Below are 13013 nucleotides of genomic sequence, written 5' to 3' on the forward strand. Positions count from 1 at the left end.
TCAGTACCGCAGCAGATTCGCGTCGTCGACCGAGGTCGAGCGGCGGGCACGGAAGATGGTCATGATGATGGCCAGCCCGACCACGACCTCGGCCGCGGCGACCACCATGGTGAAGAACGCGAACACCTGCCCGTCGAGATTGCCGTGCAGACGGGCGAAGGTGACGAATGCGAGGTTGACCGCATTGAGCATGAGCTCGATGCACATGAACACCACAATGGCATTGCGCCGCACCAGAACTCCGGCCGCGCCGATGGTGAACAGCAGTGCCGAGAGGTACAGATAGTTGTCCGGGTTCACCGCAAGCCTTCCTCATGGGAGTCGTTGCCGTTATTGCCATTGCCGCCGCCGTTATTGCCGTTGTGGCCGACGGTCCGCACCACCGCTTCGGTGTGGGCACGATTGCGGCGGTGCCGCAGGATGGTGCTGACCGAGAGCTCCTCGAAGGAGCCGTCCGGCAGTCGCGCCGGGGCGTCGACGGCATTGTGGCGGGCGTACACGCCGGGGGTCGGCAACGGCGTGACCCGCGTGCCGTCCTTGAATCGGCGAATGGCCTGGGCGCGCTGACCGGTCGGCGGACCGAACTTCTCGCGGTGTGCGAGGACCATCGCGCCGATGGTGGCCGTAATCAGCAGTGCGCCCGTGAGTTCGAACGCCCACACGTAGCGCACGAAGATCAGCTCGGCCAGTGCGCCGATGGCGTAATTGCCGCCCAGGCCGGGCCCGGTATTGGCGACGCTGGTCTCGTTCATGCCGCGCGCGATGGCGGCGATCACCAGCATGCCGAAACCGATGCCGACGAACACCACCGAAAGCCGCTGTCCGCGCAGGGTTTCCCGCAGCGACTCCGCCGAGTCCACACCGACCAGCATGAGCACGAACAGGAACAGCATCATGACCGCGCCGGTGTAGACGACGATCTGCACGATGCCGAGGAACAGTGCGCTCTGCGCGATGTAGAACGCCGACAGCGTGATCATGGTGGCGGCCAGGCACAGTGCGGAGTGCACGGCCTTGCGAGCGCACACCATCCCGAGCGCGCCCACCACCGCGACTACCGCCAGCACCCAGAACTGCACGGCCTCACCGGTAGAGGTGTGGGTGACCACCTCCTGCGCCGCTTGTACGTTGGCGAGATCGATCACCGCTTCCCTCCTTCGACCATTTCGGTTGCGGCACCGGGGACTTCACCGCGGTAGTAGGAGCCCTCGTCCGCGCCCGGGTACATGGCGTGCGGCGGGGCCAGCATGCCGTTCCGCAGCGGGGCGAGCAGATCATCCTTCTCGAAGATGAGGTCGGCGCGATTGTCATCGGCCATCTCGTACTCATTGGTCATGGTCAGCGCCCGGGTCGGGCAGGCCTCGATGCACAGGCCGCAGCCGATGCAGCGCAGGTAGTTGATCTGATAGACCTGGCCATAACGCTCACCGGGGGAGAAGCGCTCTTCCTCGGTGTTATCCGCTCCCTCGACATAGATGGCGTCGGCGGGGCAGGCCCAGGCGCACAGCTCGCAGCCGATGCACTTCTCGAGTCCGTCCGGATGCCGGTTGAGCTGATGCCGCCCGTGATAGCGCGGCGCGGTCGGCGTCTTGACCTCCGGGTACATCTCGGTGTTCGGCTTCTTGAACATCGTCGCCCCGGTGACCATGAAGCCGCCGAGCGGTTCCAGCAGACCGGGTTTCGCTGTGGCCTTTGCCGGTTCGGTCGGCATGGGCGGCACCGGGAAGTCCGAGTACTGCGATGTCGCATGCTCGTCCGGTGCGGCCTTGGTGCGATCGTCGCCCGCATGCCCGGCGCGCAGGAACATGCCGACTATCAGCGCCGAGACGACCAGCCCGCCGATCACCATGCCCGGTGTCTGAATTTTGATGCCGTCGTTCTGCAAGGCCCGCAGCGTCGCCACATACATGACCCACGCCAGCGATACCGGAATCAGCAGCTTCCAGCCGAGATTCATGAACTGGTCGTAGCGCAGTCGCGGCAGCGTGCCGCGCAGCCAGATGAACACGAACAGGAACGCCCACACCTTGGCGACGAACCACAGCATGGGCCACCAGCCCGAGTTCGCGCCCGCCCACAGGCTGATCGGGAACGGCGCGTGCCAGCCGCCGAAGAACAGCGTGGTGGCGAGCGCGGAAACCGTTGCCATATTGATGTATTCGGCCATCATGAACATGGCGAACTTGAGCGAGGAGTACTCGGTGTGGAATCCGCCGACCAGCTCGCCCTCGGCCTCGGGAAGGTCGAAGGGGGCGCGATTGGTCTCACCGACCATGGAGATGGCGTAGATGAGGAACGACGGCAGCAACAGGAAGACGTACCAGGTTCCGTACTGCGCCTTCACGATTCCGGAGGTGGCCATGGTGCCCGAGAGCAGGAATACCGCCGCGAAGCACAGCGCCATGGCGATCTCATAGGAGATCACCTGCGCGGTGGAGCGCAGACCACCCAGCAGCGGATAGGTCGATCCGGACGCCCAGCCCGCCAGCACGATGCCGTACACGCCGACCGAGGCCATGGCGAGGATGTAGAGCACACCCACCGGCAGATCGGTCAGCTGAAGCATGGTGCGATGCCCGAACATCGATACTTCGGGCCCGAACGGGATAACCGCGAACGCCATCACGGCCGGAATCAGCGAAATCACCGGCGCGAGAATGAAGATCGGCTTGTCCACGATGGCCGGGACGATGTCTTCCTTGAGCAGCATCTTCACGCCATCGGCGATGGACTGGAGGCTGCCGCGCGGACCGACTCGGTTGGGACCGACGCGCATCTGCATGAATGCCACGATCTTGCGTTCGGCGTATACCGCAAGCATCGGAATCAGCAGCAAGAAGATGAAGATGCCGACGGATTTCACCAGGATCAGCCACCAAGGGTCGTGGCCGAACATGCTCAGGGGGTTCGCGTCAGGCCCGGAGGCGCCGCTCCACCTCCCTGCGCTTGCCTGCGTCACCACGGAGGGCCCCGCGGACTCCCAAATTGGAATGAGCTCACTCACGGTGGTCTTCCCTTCGGATGCGCACGAGGTGGCCGGGTGTGGTGCCGAGCTGCACCAGCACATCGGAGCCGGGGGAGTTCATGGGCAGCCACACCACGCGATCAGGCATCACGGTGATGACCAAGGGCAGGGTGATGTGGCCGTGGTCATTGCCGACCGTGACGGGATCGCCTGTGGTGGCACCGATTTCGGCGGCGGTGCGATGCGAGAGCCGCACCACGGGGGCGGTAGCGGTGCCCGCCAGGTTCGGTTCACCGTCCTGGAGCCGACCGCGGTCGATGAGCATGCGCCACGAGGCGAGAATGGCGGTGCCCGACGACGGCTGCACGAGCGGATGCGGCCGATGCACCGGGGTGCCCGCGGCCGGGCCGTCCCACGTCCCGAGATCCGCCAATTCCGCACGGGCACTTGCCGCATCGGGCAGGCCGAGACGGACGCCCATCTCCTGCGCGATGGCATCGAGCACGCGGTATTCCGCCAGCGGCGCGGCCTCGCGGCGCACGGTGGAATCCTTCAATGCGGCATCGAACTGGCGGTGGCGGCCTTCCCAGGTGAGGAAGGTGCCAGTCTTCTCCATGGCCGAGGCCACCGGGAACACCACATCCGCCCGATCGCTGATATCGCTGCGCCGCAGTTCCATACAGACCACGAAGCCCGCCGCATCGATCGCGGCGAGGGCGGCATGCGGGTCGGGCATATCGCCGACCTCGACACCGCCGACCAGGATCGCACCCAGTGTCGGCGCGGCAGCCAGGATGGCCGCGGTATCCCGGCCGGGGGTGACCGGCAGATCCTCGACATTCCAGGCATCCCGAACCTGATGGCGGGCAGCGGCATCCGCGACCGGGCGACCACCCGGCAGCAGCACGGGCAGTGCGCCCGCTTCCAATGCGCCGCGCTCACCGGCACGACGCGGAATCCACGCCAGACCGGCTCCGGTGTCATCGGCGAGCCGTGCGGCGGACGACAGACCACCGGGGATGCCGCCGAGCCGTTCCCCGACCAGAATCAGCGCACCCGGCTCGCGCAGCATGACCGCGATCTCGCGAAGCTGCTCGGAATCCAGTGCCGTGGAATCGATCTCGCCGGTGCGCAGGGCCTCGAGCAGATGCGGTTCCGCACCGGGTGCGGTCGGCAGCAGGCGGCCGGACATGCGTTCCAGCCCCCGCGTCGCATAGGGCGCGAGGGCGTGGATGACCGTGCCATTCTTGCGAGCCGCCTTGCGCAGCCGCAGATACACGATCGGCGATTCCTCTTCGGCCTCGAACCCGACGAGCAGCACGATCGGGGCACGTTCCAGGGCCGCGTAATCGACGGTGACGCCCTGCCCGGCAATGCGAGCGGCGAGGAAGTCGGCTTCCTCGGCCGAATGCTCGCGGGCCCGGAAGTCGATGTCATTGGTGCCCAAGGCCACTCGCGCGAACTTGGAGTAGGCGTAGGCGTCTTCCAAGGTCACGCGTCCGCCGACCAGCACACCCGCATTGCCGTGTGCGGACGCGAGTCCCCGCGCCGCAGCGGTAATCGCCTCCGACCACGACGCAGGCTGCAACGTCCCATCCCAGCTGCGTACCAGCGGCGTGGTGAGCCGGTCCCGCTCGGTGGCATACGCGAAGGCGAATCGCCCCTTGTCGCAGTTCCATTCCTCATTGACCTGCGGGTCGTCACCGGCCAGACGGCGCATGACCTTGCCACGCCGGTGATCGGTGCGCTGGGCGCAGCCCGAGGCGCAATGCTCACACACCGCAGGGCTGGACACCAGGTCGAAGGGCCGCGCCCGGAACCGGTAGGTGCTGCCGGTCAGCGCGCCCACCGGGCAGATCTGCACGGTATTGCCGGAGAAGTAGGAGTCCATCGGCTCCCCGGCGGCGATCCCGACCTGTTGCAGCGCACCGCGATCCATCAATTCGATGAACGGATCACCCGCGACCTGCTGCGAGAACCGGGTGCACCGCGCACACAGCACGCAGCGTTCGCGATCCAGCAGGATCGCCGAGGACAGCGGAATCGGCTTGGGATAGGTGCGCTTCTCACCCTCGAACCGGGATTCGGCGCGCCCGGTGGACATGGCCTGGTTCTGCAGCGGACACTCGCCGCCCTTATCGCACACCGGGCAGTCCAGGGGGTGATTGATGAGCAGCAGCTCCATCACACCCTCTTGTGCCTTGGCGGCGACGGGCGAGGTCAGCTGCGTGGTCACCACCATGCCGTCCGCGACCGTCTGGGTGCAGGACGCAACCGGCTTGCGCTGCCCCTCGACCTCGACGATGCACTGACGGCACGCGCCCACCGGATCCAGCAGCGGATGGTCGCAGAAGCGCGGAATCTGAATGCCGATGAGTTCGGCAGCGCGGATCACCAGCGTCCCTTCGGGCACGGAAACCGTTGTGCCGTCGATGGTTACGCTGACCATATTGGTCGCGGTGTCGCCGCTGGTATCGGAGTTGGCTATTGCGGTCATCGCACTCCTTCAGCCCAGGCGGTGGACCGGGCCGGGTCGAACGGGCACGCGCCGAGACGGATGTGCTCGGCGTACTCGTCGCGGAAGTACTTCAGTGAGGAGAAGATCGGGCTGGCCGCACCGTCGCCGAGAGCGCAGAAGGATTTGCCATTGATGTTGTCGGCAATGTCCAGGAGCTTGTCGAGGTCGGTCTCGTGTCCCTGGCCGTTCTCCAGGCGTTCCAGGAGTTGGACGAGCCAGTACGTGCCCTCGCGGCAGGGGGTGCATTTGCCGCAGGATTCGTGGGCGTAGAACTCGGTCCAGCGCAGCACGGCGCGCACCACACACGTGGTGTCGTCGAAGATCTGGAGGGCCTTGGTGCCCAGCATGGATCCGGCGGCGGCGACACCCTCGTAGTCGAGGGCCACATCGAGGTGCTCGTCGGTGAAGATCGGAGTCGACGAGCCGCCCGGGGTCCAGAACTTGAGGGTGTGCCCGGCTCGGACGCCGCCCGCGTGTTCCAGCAACTCCCGCAAGGTGATTCCCAGGGGCGCTTCATACTGGCCCGGTCGCGTCACGTGACCGGAGAGCGAGTAGAGGGTGAAGCCCGGCGACTTCTCGCTGCCGAAGGACCGGAACCAATTCACGCCATTGGCGAGGATGGCCGGAACGGACGCAATGGATTCCACATTGTTGACCACCGTCGGGCAGGCGTAGAGCCCGGCGACAGCGGGGAACGGCGGACGCAGGCGCGGCTGACCGCGACGGCCCTCCAGTGAATCCAGCAGCGCGGTTTCCTCACCGCAGATATAGGCACCCGCACCGGCGTGCACCACGACCTCCAGGTCATAGCCGGAGCCGAGAATATTGCGGCCCAGATAGCCGGACTCATAGGCCTGCTGGACCGCTGCTTGCAGTCGACGCAAAACCGGAACCACTTCGCCACGCACATAGATGAACGCGTGCGAGGCGCGAATGGCGAAGGAGGCGATGATGACGCCCTCGATGAGGGTGTGCGGGGTCGCCAGCATGAGCGGAATGTCCTTGCAGGTACCCGGTTCCGACTCGTCGGCATTGACCACCAGGTAGTGCGGTTTGGTGGTGCCGTCCGGGCCGGGGCCCTGCGGGATGAAGCCCCACTTCATACCGGTCGGGAAGCCCGCGCCGCCGCGACCGCGCAGACCGGAGTCCTTGACGGTGGCGATGACCTCGTCCGGGTTCATGCGCAACGCCTTGGGCAGGGCCCGGTAGCCGCCCTGACGGCGATAGGCCGCCAGAGTCCAGCCGTCGGGTTCCGCCCAGTGCTTGCTCAGGACGGGGGTGAGGGCAGTGGTCACTGAGCGCCTCCGTCGGTCGAATCCTTGTCGGCCACTTCCAGGCCCGCGAGGGTCGCCGGGCCCGCGACGCCGTCGGTCGCGCCCGGACGCTGGTCCGGATATCCGGCGAGAATGCGGGCGGTCTCCCGGAAGGTGCACGGCGGGATGCCACTGCGCGACGGCGTGACCTGCTCGCCCCTGCGCAGCGAATCCACCAGCCCGCGCGCCGATTCCGGCGTCTGGTTATCGAAGAACTCCCAATTGACCATCACCACAGGGGCGTAATCGCATGCAGCATTGCACTCGATGTGCTCCAAGGTGACCGCGCCATCGGCGGTGGTCTCCCCGTGCTTGATGCCCAAGTGCTGCTTGAGATCCGCCATGATCTGGTCGCCGCCCATGACCGCGCACAGCGTGTTCGTACACACGCCGACGTGGTAATCACCGGTGCGACTGCGTCGGTACATGGAGTAGAAGGTGGCCACCGCGGTCACCTCGGCATCGGTCAATCCCAGCTGCTCGGCACAGAATTCGATGCCGGTGCCAGACACATAGCTCTCCACCGATTGCACGAGGTGCAACATGGGAAGCAGTGCAGAACGCGGATGCGGATACCGCTCGATGATCTCCTTGGCCTCGAGTTGAAGCCGGTCGTGCACCTCCTGCGGATACGGAATCGGCCGCACGGTCAGGTTCAGCATGATCTCTGTCATCGGTCGACTCCACCCATCACCGGGTCGATGCTGGCCACGGCGGCGATGACATCGGCCACCAGGCCGCCCTCGCAGGTCGCCGCCACCGCTTGCAGATTCGTGAAGGAAGGATCGCGATAGTGCACCCGGTAGGGCCGGGTGCCGCCATCGCTGATCATGTGCACGCCCAGCTCACCGCGTGGGGACTCCACCGCCACATACACCTGGCCGGGCGGGACCCGCAGGCCCTCGGTCACCAGCTTGAAGTGGTGGATGAGCGACTCCATGGACGTCCCCATGATCTTGGAGATGTGCTTGGGGGAGTTGCCGAGTCCATCCGGCCCGAGCTGCAAGTCCGCAGGCCATGCAATTTTCTTGTCCTCGACCATGATCGGGCCCGGTCGCAGCTTGTCCAGGCACTGCTCGACGATCTTGAGCGACTCCTTCATCTCGTTCACACGAATGAGGTAGCGGCCGTAGCAGTCGCAGCCGGTATCGGTCATGACATCGAATTCGTAGTTCTCGTAACCGCAGTACGGCTGAGACTTACGCAGGTCGTGCGGCAGACCGGTGGAGCGGAGCATCGGGCCGGTGATGCCGAGCGCCATGCAGCCAGTGAGGTCCAGGTACCCGACATTGCGGGTGCGGGCCTTCCAGATGGGGTTCTCGTTGAGCAGCAGCTCCATATCGCGCAGCCGTTTCGGCATGAGCTGCAACAAGTCACGGACCTTGTCGACGCTGTCGTCGGCCAGGTCCTGCGAGACGCCGCCGGGCCGGATGTACGCGTGGTTCATGCGCAGGCCGGTGATGTTCTCGAACACGTCCAGGATCAGCTCGCGCTCGCGGAAGCCGAACAGCATCGGGGTGAGCGCACCCAATTCCATGCCGCCGGTGGCCAGGGCCACCAGATGCGAGGAGATGCGGTTGAGCTCCATGAGCATGACGCGAATGACGCTGGCCCGCTCGGGAATATCGTCGGTGATGTCCAGGAGTTTCTCGACCCCGAGGCAGTACGCCGTCTCATTGAAGAACGGCGACAGATAGTCCATGCGGGTGACGAAGGTGACGCCCTGGATCCAGTTGCGGTATTCGAGATTCTTCTCGATACCGGTGTGCAGATAGCCGATGCCGCACCGAGCCTCGGTGACGGTCTCACCCTCGATCTCGAGGATCAGGCGCAGCACCCCGTGTGTGGAGGGGTGCTGCGGGCCCATATTCACGACGATGCGTTCTTCGGCCGCGCCATCGAGGGAGGCGGTGAACTCGTCCCAGTCATTCCCGACGACGGTGACGTCACGTTCCGGGCGTTGGGCGGTATCCGGCGGGGTTTCGATGTCGATGTCGTTCATTACGAGTAAGACCTCCGCTCGTCGGGCGGCGGGATGCGCGCACCCTTGTATTCGACCGGGATTCCGCCGAGCGGATAGTCCTTGCGCTGCGGGTGTCCGCGCCAGTCGTCCGGCATGGCGATACGGGTCAGCGAGGGGTGACCGTCGAACAGGATGCCGAAGAAGTCATAGGTCTCCCGCTCGTGCCAGTCATTGGTCGGGTAGACCGAATACAGGGATGGGATGTGCGGATCGGCGTCCGGCACCGACACTTCCAGGCGCACGCGCCGGTTGTGGGTGATGGAGTTGAGGGGGTAGACCGCGTGCAATTCGCGATCCTTGTCGTCGGGGTAGTGCGCCCCGTTGACGCCCAGGCACAGCTCGAAGCGCAGGGCCTCGCTATTGCGCAACGTCTTCGCCACCTCGAGCAGATGTTCGCGTCGCACGTGCAGTGTCAACTCGTCGCGGAAGACGACGATCCGCTCGATCGCCTCCTCGAAACGGGGCGGGGTCAAGGCGTTTCGCAGTTCGACGACAATCGCATCGAGGTAGCCGCCATAGGGTGGCGGGGTGCCGCCGGGCAGCTTGATGGTGCGCACCAGGCGGCCGTAGCCGGAGGTGTCGCCCGTGCCCGAGACGCCGAACATGCCGTGCCGCACGCCGATGACCTCATCGACGGGAGCGGCCGCAGCCGGGGATTCCGGTGCGGCAGCGGGGGTTTCGTCCGGCTCGTACGGATTGGTCGGGTTGGCTTCACCGTGTGATTTCACGGCATCCTCCGGAGGAGATTCCGTGCCGGTGGGGACATCGAAGGTCATCGCAGCATCCCCTTCAGCTGAATGGTCGGGGTGCTGGCGAGCGCGGCGGCTTCGGCCGCGCGCACGGCCTCCTCGCGATTGACGCCGAGCGGCATTTCCTGAATCTTCTCGTGCAGCTTCAGGATCGCGTTCAACAGCATCTCCGGCCGCGGCGGGCAGCCGGGCAGGTAGATGTCGACCGGCACGATGTGGTCGACGCCCTGCACGATGGCGTAGTTGTTGAACATGCCGCCCGAGGACGCGCAGACGCCCATGGCCAGCACCCATTTCGGTTCGGTCATCTGGTCGTAGACCTGGCGCAGCACCGGGGCCATCTTCTGGCTTACCCGGCCCGCGACGATCATCAGATCGGCCTGGCGCGGCGAGGCGCGGAACGCCTCCATGCCGAAGCGGGCGATATCGAATCGCCCGCCGCCGGTGGCCATCATCTCGATCGCGCAGCATGCCAAGCCGAACGTGGCCGGCCAGAGCGAACTCTTGCGCAGATAGCCGGCAAAATCTTCCACCGTGCTCAGCAGGAACCCACTGGGCAGTTTTTCCTCGAGACCCATGTCGGACTACATCTCCCGTGACTCAACCCCGCACGCGCGGGGGTACTGGTCGGAATTCCCCCTGGCGCAATCAATCCCAGCTGAGCCCGCCTCGCCTCCACTCGTAGGCGTACGCCACCGAGACGTTGAAGATGAACAACGCCATCGCGGCCAGGCCGAACAGCCCGAGCGAGTCGAAGTGCACCGCCCACGGATAGAGGAAGACGATCTCGATGTCGAAGATGATGAACAGCATCGCGGTGAGGTAGTACTTCACCGGAAAGCGCTGTCCCGCAGCATTTCCCGGACCGCCGCCGACGGCGTGCGGGGTGGGTTCGATACCGCATTCATAGGCTTCGAGCTTGGCGCGGTTATAGCGTTTGGGACCGATGAGGGCCGCCAGGCCAATGGAAAACAGCCCGAACGCGGCAGCCACCGCGCCGAGCACAAGGGTCGGCACCTCGATATTCACAACAGCACTACCCCTCCTGCGAGCTGGACGACGCAATACGGACGGCAGCTGCCGAGGCGCGGGCTGACATCGTCGTCCGCCGGCCAGTCTCGTTCCCCGGGCACCGCTCGACGACAGCGTGGACTTCGGGAACTGAGGCGGCGGCGTCATTGATACCGATGCCCGCGCTCTGTGAGCTACGGCACAGCCTACAACTCAGAGGAGAAGATACATGACGTTTCGCGACCGCGTTTGATCGAATTCGGAACGGTCTTTTATGACCGATTGGACGCAATCGCGAGCGTCACGTGACATGGGTTTCCCCAGGTGAGGGGGTGGTGTAATTGCGGACCGAAACGGGCCCGGTATCAAGCGGCGGAACGACTCCGGAGCACGCCGAGCACCGCATCGGTGAGGCGAATCGGATCAATCGGATGCGACACCGCGGCCTCCGCGCGCGACCAATTCGCCAGCCACACATCGTCCGGGCGACCGGTCAGCACGACGATCGGTGGGCAGTCGGCGATCTCGTCCTTCAACTGCTTGGCCAGCCCGAGCCCGCCGGTCGGCGCGGATTCGCCGTCCAGAATGGCCAGATCGAGCTCCGCGGCGTCCATGTGCTCGATCACGATCGGCGCGGTCGCCACCTCGAGGTACTCGATGGGCGGTAGATCCGGATGCGGCCTCCTACCCAGCGCCAGCATCACCTGGCTCCGAGTATCGGCATCGTTGCTGTAGACCAGCACCCGCAAAGCGGTGGAACGGTTCGCATCGGCCACGGTTCGCATGCTACGTCGCTGATAGGACTCTCGGGAGCAGGTTCGGCCGAACACGTCCGCGCGTCGCGGAAAGGACTGCCGCCCAATGGGTTGATGGCTGTCTAATCGGCAGGGGTGAGCGGTAGCATCCGGCAAATGAGCGGACACGTCGTCCGGGGAGTTATCGAAACCGACGTGCCGACCGATGTGCGGGTGGGGGATGCGGGGCCTTCGGACCCCGGCGCGTCCCCGTTCCCGGAGGAAAGCTGGCCGATGTGGGTGCAGGCGCGCAACACGAGGAGCAGGCCGCGGTGTCGGCCATGCGCCGCAGGCTTCGAATGACAGGGCGGGTCGAGGTGGTGCCCGGCGGGCATCTGGTGGCCACCGTGGACGGGGTCGTCGTGGTTGTCGCACACCGCGATCCGGAGCCGGTGACGGCCGACTCGGCCGCACTGAGCGTGCTGGAGACGGTGCTGCGACTGGTGGGAGAGGCAGCCTCGCGGGAAACCCGGCGAACCGGGCGAACTTTCGCGCGCTTGGTGAGCGACTGGGTGATGAGTCGCGACGATGAGGAGCGAATCGAGTTCGGGGTGCTCACACCCGGGGGCCGGGGACTGGCGGTGTTTCTGCACGGCGGGGTGACGGCCGTACTGGATGGCGGGGACCGCAAGGAAATCCTGCATGGGCGCGATGCCGGATTCAGCGTGGACCGGATGGTCGTGCCGCCACCCGCGCGGGCGGCGGCAATCTTCGTGGATGAACAGGCACCACGGGAGGAGTTGCCGGAGCCGGGGGTGTGGGCGCTGAGCGAGGGACGGATGCCGGGGGCGGGGGCGGTGGTATGGCTGGGCGCGGAGGCCGAGAAGCCTTCCGGCAGTGGGGCAGCCAAGGTCCGCGATACGCGAACGCGGGGTGCGACGTCCGGTAAGGGGAAAGGCACCGAATCGGGCGAAGGGCACCGGCCGACACCGGGCAATGGCAAGGACCAGACCGGGACAAAGGGAACCGGCGAGACAAGCGCCGAGGAGGCTGGCACCGGGCAGACAAGCGAGGAGACGAGAACAGCGGACGAGGGACCAGGGGAGACCAGGGCAGCGGCGGGGCTGGCGGGGATGCAATGGGAGAAGCCCCCGCGTCCCGGACGAGGCGTGATCGTTCGCGGATACGAATGCCCGAGGCATCACCTCAACGATCCGCGCGTGATGTCCTGCGCGGTCTGTGGTTATCGCATCGATCAGCTCTCCGGGGTGCTGACCGAGGGCGTCCGGCCGCCGCTGGGCGTACTACGGCTCGACGACGGCAACTGCTTCACCCTGGATGCGGATCTGGTCATCGGCCGTGAACCGGACAGATCCACACAGGTCCGGCACGGGGCCAGGCCGATTCGAATCGAGGATTCCTCCGGCGGTATGTCCCGCGTGCATGCCGAAGTCCGCCTGGTGGATTGGGACGTCCTGGTCCTGGACCGAGGATCCGCCAACGGCACCCACATCCGCACACCCGGGCGACCCGAGTGGATGCGCGCGACGCCGGGCCATCCGGTGATCGTCACGGCAGGCTGTCAGATCCTGCTGGGCGGGCGCATATTCACCCTCGACGCCCAGTGGTAGGCGGGCAGTTGTGACATTCCGGTGATGCCGCACCGCCGGGGAGCTGTCCTGGACGGCTGGTCGGATAGC

The 13013-nt window shown here is 65.9% G+C and carries 12 protein-coding genes and 1 pseudogene; 1 reads left to right on the forward strand and 12 read right to left on the reverse strand.

From position 1 onward, the window contains the following. The 12 genes and pseudogenes from nuoK to AB0N05_RS32725 all read right to left on the reverse strand — a co-directional run bounded on the left by nuoK (nt 1) and on the right by AB0N05_RS32725 (nt 11364). The gene (gene nuoK, locus AB0N05_RS32670; RefSeq protein ID WP_067538598.1) at nt 1-300 is read right to left on the reverse strand and encodes an NADH-quinone oxidoreductase subunit NuoK; all 300 of its coding nucleotides are present in this window, start codon (nt 298-300) and stop codon (nt 1-3) included. Beyond that, a complete protein-coding gene (locus AB0N05_RS32675) occupies nt 297-1145 on the reverse strand; it encodes an NADH-quinone oxidoreductase subunit J (protein ID WP_364701109.1) in 849 nt (282 codons plus the stop codon). The genes nuoK and AB0N05_RS32675 overlap by 4 nt, the downstream gene beginning before the upstream one ends. Further along, nucleotides 1142-1711, reverse strand: coding sequence for an NADH-quinone oxidoreductase subunit NuoI (gene nuoI, locus AB0N05_RS32680; protein WP_364701665.1), 570 nt, complete (start codon nt 1709-1711; stop codon nt 1142-1144). Before nuoI ends, AB0N05_RS32675 begins: the two co-directional genes overlap by 4 nt. Next, nucleotides 1688-2896: pseudogene (nuoH, locus tag AB0N05_RS32685) on the reverse strand (NADH-quinone oxidoreductase subunit NuoH); the annotation flags it as partial. The gene nuoI and the pseudogene nuoH, both read right to left, overlap by 24 nt. A gap of 100 nt (nt 2897-2996) precedes the next feature. Next, nucleotides 2997-5462, reverse strand: a complete 2466-nt coding sequence (locus AB0N05_RS32690) for an NADH-quinone oxidoreductase subunit G (RefSeq protein WP_364701111.1) — start codon at nt 5460-5462, stop codon at nt 2997-2999. After that, complete coding sequence (nuoF, locus tag AB0N05_RS32695) at nt 5459-6778, reverse strand: NADH-quinone oxidoreductase subunit NuoF (protein ID WP_364701113.1); 1320 nt, start codon at nt 6776-6778, stop codon at nt 5459-5461. Before nuoF ends, AB0N05_RS32690 begins: the two co-directional genes overlap by 4 nt. Beyond that, nucleotides 6775-7470: an NADH-quinone oxidoreductase subunit NuoE gene (gene nuoE, locus AB0N05_RS32700; RefSeq protein ID WP_364701115.1), complete on the reverse strand. Its 696-nt coding sequence runs from the start codon at nt 7468-7470 to the stop codon at nt 6775-6777. The genes nuoF and nuoE overlap by 4 nt, the downstream gene beginning before the upstream one ends. After that, nucleotides 7467-8798: an NADH dehydrogenase (quinone) subunit D gene (nuoD, locus tag AB0N05_RS32705; protein WP_364701117.1), complete on the reverse strand. Its 1332-nt coding sequence runs from the start codon at nt 8796-8798 to the stop codon at nt 7467-7469. Before nuoD ends, nuoE begins: the two co-directional genes overlap by 4 nt. Beyond that, nucleotides 8798-9595: an NADH-quinone oxidoreductase subunit C gene (locus AB0N05_RS32710; protein WP_364701119.1), complete on the reverse strand. Its 798-nt coding sequence runs from the start codon at nt 9593-9595 to the stop codon at nt 8798-8800. Before AB0N05_RS32710 ends, nuoD begins: the two co-directional genes overlap by 1 nt. Beyond that, nucleotides 9592-10146 carry an NADH-quinone oxidoreductase subunit B family protein gene (locus AB0N05_RS32715; protein WP_364701121.1) on the reverse strand — a complete coding sequence of 185 codons (555 nt, stop codon included), beginning with the start codon at nt 10144-10146 and terminating at the stop codon, nt 9592-9594. The genes AB0N05_RS32710 and AB0N05_RS32715 overlap by 4 nt, the downstream gene beginning before the upstream one ends. Nucleotides 10147-10216: 70 nt before the next feature. Continuing rightward, a complete protein-coding gene (locus AB0N05_RS32720; RefSeq protein WP_364701123.1) occupies nt 10217-10597 on the reverse strand; it encodes an NADH-quinone oxidoreductase subunit A in 381 nt (126 codons plus the stop codon). A gap of 347 nt (nt 10598-10944) precedes the next feature. Next, complete coding sequence (locus tag AB0N05_RS32725) at nt 10945-11364, reverse strand: hypothetical protein (protein ID WP_364701125.1); 420 nt, start codon at nt 11362-11364, stop codon at nt 10945-10947. A gap of 245 nt (nt 11365-11609) precedes the next feature. Between AB0N05_RS32725 and AB0N05_RS32730 the strand changes: the two genes are divergently transcribed. Then, the gene (locus tag AB0N05_RS32730; RefSeq protein ID WP_364701127.1) at nt 11610-12944 is read left to right on the forward strand and encodes an FHA domain-containing protein; all 1335 of its coding nucleotides are present in this window, start codon (nt 11610-11612) and stop codon (nt 12942-12944) included. Nucleotides 12945-13013: the final 69 nt, after the last annotated feature.

This window comes from Nocardia sp. NPDC051030 (genome assembly GCF_040683015.1).
GTDB lineage: Bacteria > Actinomycetota > Actinomycetes > Mycobacteriales > Mycobacteriaceae > Nocardia.